The organism is Sphingomonas sp. (genome assembly GCF_039595165.1).
Classification (GTDB): Bacteria; Pseudomonadota; Alphaproteobacteria; order Sphingomonadales; family Sphingomonadaceae; genus Sphingomonas.
Window position 1 is genome coordinate 1 of record NZ_JBCNMA010000177.1, and the last position, 5489, is coordinate 5489.

5 protein-coding genes are annotated in these 5489 nt (G+C 68.7%); 3 read left to right on the forward strand and 2 right to left on the reverse strand.

Annotated features, from left to right (window positions below; genetic code table 11):
• The first annotated feature begins 194 nt into the window (after positions 1-194).
• The 3 genes from ABDV68_RS18110 to infC all read left to right on the forward strand — a co-directional run bounded on the left by ABDV68_RS18110 (position 195) and on the right by infC (position 2716).
• Complete coding sequence (locus ABDV68_RS18110; protein WP_343521495.1) at positions 195-773, forward strand: AraC family transcriptional regulator; 579 nt, start codon at positions 195-197, stop codon at positions 771-773.
• A gap of 107 nt (positions 774-880) precedes the next feature.
• Entirely contained in the window at positions 881-2032 is a 1152-nt protein-coding gene (locus tag ABDV68_RS18115) for a hypothetical protein (RefSeq protein WP_343521496.1), read from the forward strand.
• A 150-nt stretch (positions 2033-2182) separates the two neighbouring features.
• Complete coding sequence (gene infC / locus ABDV68_RS18120) at positions 2183-2716, forward strand: translation initiation factor IF-3 (RefSeq protein ID WP_265118428.1); 534 nt, start codon at positions 2183-2185, stop codon at positions 2714-2716.
• 97 nt (positions 2717-2813) lie between these two features.
• On the opposite strand, the gene ABDV68_RS18125 is transcribed toward infC, so the two are convergent.
• Together ABDV68_RS18125 and ABDV68_RS18130 are read right to left on the reverse strand one after the other, a co-directional pair.
• Positions 2814-3197, reverse strand: a complete 384-nt coding sequence (locus tag ABDV68_RS18125) for a VOC family protein (RefSeq protein ID WP_343521497.1) — start codon at positions 3195-3197, stop codon at positions 2814-2816.
• 152 nt (positions 3198-3349) lie between these two features.
• Positions 3350-5489: [protein-PII] uridylyltransferase (locus ABDV68_RS18130; RefSeq protein ID WP_343521498.1), on the reverse strand; the 2140-nt coding region annotated here is incomplete at its 5' end.

A 5489-nucleotide genomic window follows, 5' to 3' on the forward strand; every position in this document is an offset into this window, starting at 1 on the left:
CCCAGCTTCATGTCCTGGATCAGCCCGGCGGCAAGTGCGAGGACGGCGGCGTCATATTCGGGCGAGCGGCGGAAATTGTTCACGTCGCCGGCGGCGCGTTCGAACCGGCCGGTGCCGATCGTCTTGCCCGCGACCGCAACGGCGCGGGCGAGCGGCTGGCGCGGCACCGGCATGAGTCGGGCTATGTCGCGGTCGTGCTCGATGGCGGCTATCTCGAAGCGGGCGAGAGCGGCCGCATCCGTGCGCAGGCGGGGATGGCGGTGGTCCATCACGCCTGGTCGGCGCATCAGGACGGCTTCGGCGCCAACGGCGCGCGGGTGCTCAACCTGCCGCTGCCCGCCGGGCTGGCCGAAGGGCCGCTGCGCGTCGCCGATCTCGACGCGGTGGCGCGGCTGGCGGAACGCGACTCGCTGGCCGCTGCGCAACTGGTCCGCGACACGGCGATCGCGACCCCTGCGACTCCCGGCGACTGGCCCGATCTTCTCGCCGCTGCGCTCGCCGACGACCCCGATCTCGCGATCCGCGACTGGGCCGCGGCGACCGGCCTCGATCCCGCTTCGGTCAGCCGCGGCTTCGCGCGCGCTTACGGGGTAAGCCCCAAGCGCTTCCGCCTCGAGACGCGCACCCGCCGCGCCGTCCGCGCGCTGGCCGGCTGGCGCGATACGCTTGCCGCATTGGCCGCCGAGCACGGCTTCGCCGACCAGGCCCATTTCGCCCGCGCGGCGCTGGCGCTGACCGGCCGCACGCCGTCGCAGCTCAAGGTGTCGCGCTAGGACGGTTCTCAATCCTCCCCCTGGCGGGGGAAGATTGAAACGTCGATTCATCCCAAAGGCAAAGTCCGTTCAAGCCTGCGGAGGTGGTCTAGTCTAGCAACACAGCCATGAACCGCCGCAACCTCCTCGCCGCCGCGCTCGCGCTCCCCCTCGTCTCCGCGCTCCCCGCCTTCGCGCAGATGGCGAAACCGCCGATGCGCACGCGCTGGAACGTGATCGGCTCGGAGGGCTTCGACGCGATCGCCTTTCTCGGCGCGCTGTCCGGCCGCGATCTCTACCGCGCGCGCTACGCCGCCGAGGCCGACGCGTTCGGGCCCAGGCTCCCCGCCGACGTCCGCGCCGACATCCCCAGGCTCGCCGACGAATCCGACAAATCCACCTTCGGCCTGCTCTGGCCGGTGCTCGCCAACATCCTGAGCGGGGCAGGGGTCACCAATCTCGATTCGGTGATCGCTTTGCTGTCCGACCTCGACGGCAAGGTGCGCCCCGCCTTCGTCAAGAACCCGAGCCGCGAGGATGCCGATTTCGTCTGGCTCAAGGCCAACGCCCCGCGCCTGATCCGCGTGTTCACCGCGATGCGTGCCGCCGGCTTCGCCGCGTTCCGGCTCGAGACGCTCGGCCCCGATTTCGAAGCGCGCATGGCCGAGGAAGCGCGCGCGCTCGCCCGCTACGACGTGATCCGCTGGCAGGAGAAGCTCACCGGCCGCACCTTCGATCCGACGATCAACGTCGTCCTGCTCGCCTTCGCCAAGCCGCACGGCGCCAAGATGCAGGACCAGACCTTCGTCCAGGCGTTCGGCAATGACACCGCGACCACGATCCGCATCGCCGCGCACGAGATGCTGCACCCGCCCTTCCCGATGGACGGCCCCGCGGCGACCGCGGCGCTGGCGGTGCTGGCGAAGGACCCGCTGATCCCGCGAATCGTCCGCGAGCACGATCCCAAATGGGGCTACACCACGCTCGACGGAATGCTCAACGAGGATATGTGCGAGGCGCTCGACCAGCTCATCAGCGAAGCGCTCGGCGTCGGCCGCAACCCCGCCGACCGCTGGCGCCAGGCCGATGACGGCATCCACGTCCTCGCCGCCGGCCTCTACGGCCTGCTCCGTCAGGACAAATGGGTCGAGACCGGTGGCGACATCGAACAGTGGCTCGCCAGGGCCACGGCAGCGGGCCGCCTCGCGCCGCAAGTGCTGCACCCGGTCGCCGCGCGCGTGCTCGAACGCCCGGTCGACCGGCTCTGGCCGCTTGCCTGAACGGCGTTCGCGCCCCATATCGACGTAGCGCCCGCGCCACAGCGTGTGGCTTTTTCGCCGGACTCGCGCGGCAGGGCTACCCTGTCGCGCCGTGACGCGCTATCTTGACCGCTTAGAACTGTAACAGGAGAATCCTCCATACGTCCTCCCATGTCCCGGCGCGGGTTCGCGCCCCCGGTGCCGACCGGCCCGCGCTTCAACGAATTCATCCAGTCGCCCAAGGTCCGCGTGATCGACCATGAGGGCGAGAATCTGGGCGTGATGTACACGCGCGAGGCGATGGAGCAGGCGCAGGAGCTGGGCCTCGACCTGGTCGAGGTGTCGCCCAATGCCGATCCGCCCGTCGCCAAGTTCCTCGATGTCGGCAAGTACAAGTACGAGGCCCAGAAAAAGGCCAACCTCGCACGCAAGTCGCAGAAGACGCAGGAGATCAAGGAGATCAAGATGCGTCCGAACATCGACGACCACGACTACGACACCAAGATGAAGGCGGTGCACAAGTTCATCGGCGAGGGCGACAAGGTGAAGATCACCCTGCGCTTCCGCGGCCGCGAGCTCAGCCACGGCCAGCTCGGCATGGCGCTGCTCCAGCGCGTTCAGGCCGACACCGCCGAGGACGCCAAGGTCGAGTCCTATCCGCGCATGGAAGGCCGCCAGATGCTGATGGTGCTGGCGCCGAAATAGCTTAATCGCCGTCACCCCAGCGGAAGCTGGGGTCTCCCGCCGTGCAGGAAGCGTTCGTGGCCCGAGACCCCGGCTCTCGCTGGGGTGACGGCAATGGCTACCCTGCCGGCGGCTCCCACAACTCGATCGCGTTGCCCTCGGGATCGTGGATGCGCGCGAACTTGCCCGTCTCGGGCGTGTCCCATTCCTCCTTGGTGATGATCGCGATCCCCGCCGCGTTGAGCTGCTCGAGCATCCCCTCGAGATCGCGGACGCGCAGGTTGATCATGAACGCCTTGTCCGCCGCGAAATAGTCGGTGTCGGCCTTGAACGGCGCGAACACCATCGGCCCGCCCTTGGTCTGCCAGAACCAGTCGTCGGGCTCGCCTTCGTCGTCGGCGGTGCAGCGCGTGCCGATGTTCAGATGCTCGCGATACCACCCGGTCAGCGCATCCGGATCCTTCGCCCGGAAGAACAGCCCGCCCATGCCGAGTACGCCCATCACTATGTCTCCCGGTCGTGATGGCCGAGCTTATGGGGGTTTGCGCCTGAAAGCGATACTTGCGTCACCCCGGCCTTGAGCCGGGGCGGGGCTGTCTCTGTTGCGCCGAAGAAGCCCTGGCCCGGCTCGGGGCCCGGCTGACCAAGGGAGAATTAAGCGGCGGTGGCGAATTCCCCAAGGCCGGTCGCGGCGTCGAGCATCCGCCGCTCGAGCGACTTGAGGCGCAGCGTCGCGCCGATCTTGTCGCCGGTCAGGTCGGTCACATAGAAGGTGTCGACCGCGCGCTCGCCATAGGTCGCGACATGCGCCGAATGGATCGTCACCTTCGACTGGAACAGCGCATAGGCGAGGTGGTGGAGCAGCGCCGGGCGGTCGCGGGCATTCACCTCGATCACCGTGAAGCGGTTCGACGCCTTGTTGTCGATCAGCACCGCAGGCTCGATCGGGAAGGCGTCCGCGCGGGGCCGGGGCAATGGCTTCGCCGCGAGCCGCTCGGTCAGCTTGGCGCGGTTGGCCAGCGCCTCGGCGATCGCGGTCTCGATCCGCGCGAGCTGGCCGGGATCGTCGAACGGGCGGCCGAGCGGGTCCTGCACCAGGAAATTGTCGATCGCCATGCCGTCGCGCGTGGTGTGGATGCGCGCGTCGATGATGTTGCCGCCGGCGGCGTGGATCGCGCCGGCGATGCGGTAGAACAGGCCGGCATGGTCGGCGGCATAGACCGTCACCAGCGTCGCGCCGCGATCGGGATAGACCGTCGCCTCGACCGACAGCTCCCCCTCGCCCGCGCGTGCGATGAAGCGCGCGTTGCGCTCGATCACGTCCTCGGGCTCCGCGACCCAATAGGCTTCGGGCAGCCGCTTGATCAGCGCGCCGACGTCGCGGCCCAGCGCCGCTGCGAGCGCCTCCTGCTTGGCGGTGATGCGCTCGCCGCGGCCGCGCTGCTTGTGGCCGAGCCGCAGCACCTCCTCGGCGCTGTCGAAGAGGTTGGTGAGCAGCTGGCGCTTCCACCCGTTCCACACGCCCGGCCCCACCGCGCGGATGTCGACGATGGTAAGGACCAGCAGCATCATCAGCCGCTGCGGCGACTGCACCACCTCGGCGAAGTCGAGGATCGTCTTGAAGTCGCTGAGGTCGCGCTTGAACGCGGTCGCCGACATCAGCAGGTGCCAGCGCACCAGCCACGCCACCGTCTCGGTCTCGGCCGCGCTGAGGCCGAGCCGCGGGCACAGCTTCAACGCCACCTCGGCACCCAGCTCGCTATGGTCGCCGCCGCGCCCCTTGGCGATGTCGTGGAGGAGCACCGCGACGAACAGCGCACGGCGCGAGGCGATCTGGTCGAGGATGCCGCTCGCCAGCGGATGGTCCTCCTTGAGGTCGCCCTTCTCGATCTGGCTGAGCAGCCCGATCGCGCGGATCGAATGCTCGTCCACCGTATAATGGTGGTACATGTCGAACTGCATCTGCGCGACGACGCGGCCGAAATCGGGTACGAAGCGTCCGAACACCCCCGCCTCGTTCATCCAGCGCAGCACCGTTTCGGGATCGCGTGGGGACGTCAGCACGTCCATGAACAGCGCGTTGGCGCGCGGATCGGTGCGCTTGTCGTCGATCAGCTTGGCATCGCGCGCGGCGGCGCGCATCGTCAGCGGATGCACCTCCAGCCCGTGCAGGTCGGCGAGCTGGAACACTTCCAGCAGCCGCACCGGATCCTCGGCGAAGAAGCTGTCGCGCGGCAGCGCCAGCCGACCGCGGTCGAGCACGAAACCCTTGAGCTTGGTCGGCGAGCGGCGGATGCGCGGCAGCCCGAAGCGGCTCCCGCGCGCCGCGAACTTCTCGTCGAGATGCGCGAGGAACACCCCGGTCAGGTCGCCGACCATCTTCGCCTGCAGGAAGTAGAAGTGCATGAAGCGCTCGACCTTCGACTTGCCGGGCCGGTCGGCGTAGCGCATGCGCTCGGCGATCTCGCGCTGGAAGTCGAAGGTGAGGCGATCCTCGGCGCGCCCGGCGATATTGTGCAGGTGACAGCGCACCGCCCACAGGAAATTCTCCGCGCGGCGGAACTGGCGGTACTCCAGCTTGGTCAGCAGCCCCGCGCCGACCAGCTCGGCCGGCTCGCGCACGCCGTAAGTGTATTTCCCGATCCAGAAGAGGGTGTGGAGGTCGCGCAGCCCGCCCTTGCCCTCCTTGAGGTTGGGTTCGACGACGTAGCGGCTGTCGCCCATCTTGCGGTGGCGCTCGTTCCGCTCATCGAGCTTCTGCGCGATGAAGGCGCGCGCGCTGTCCTTCTGCACG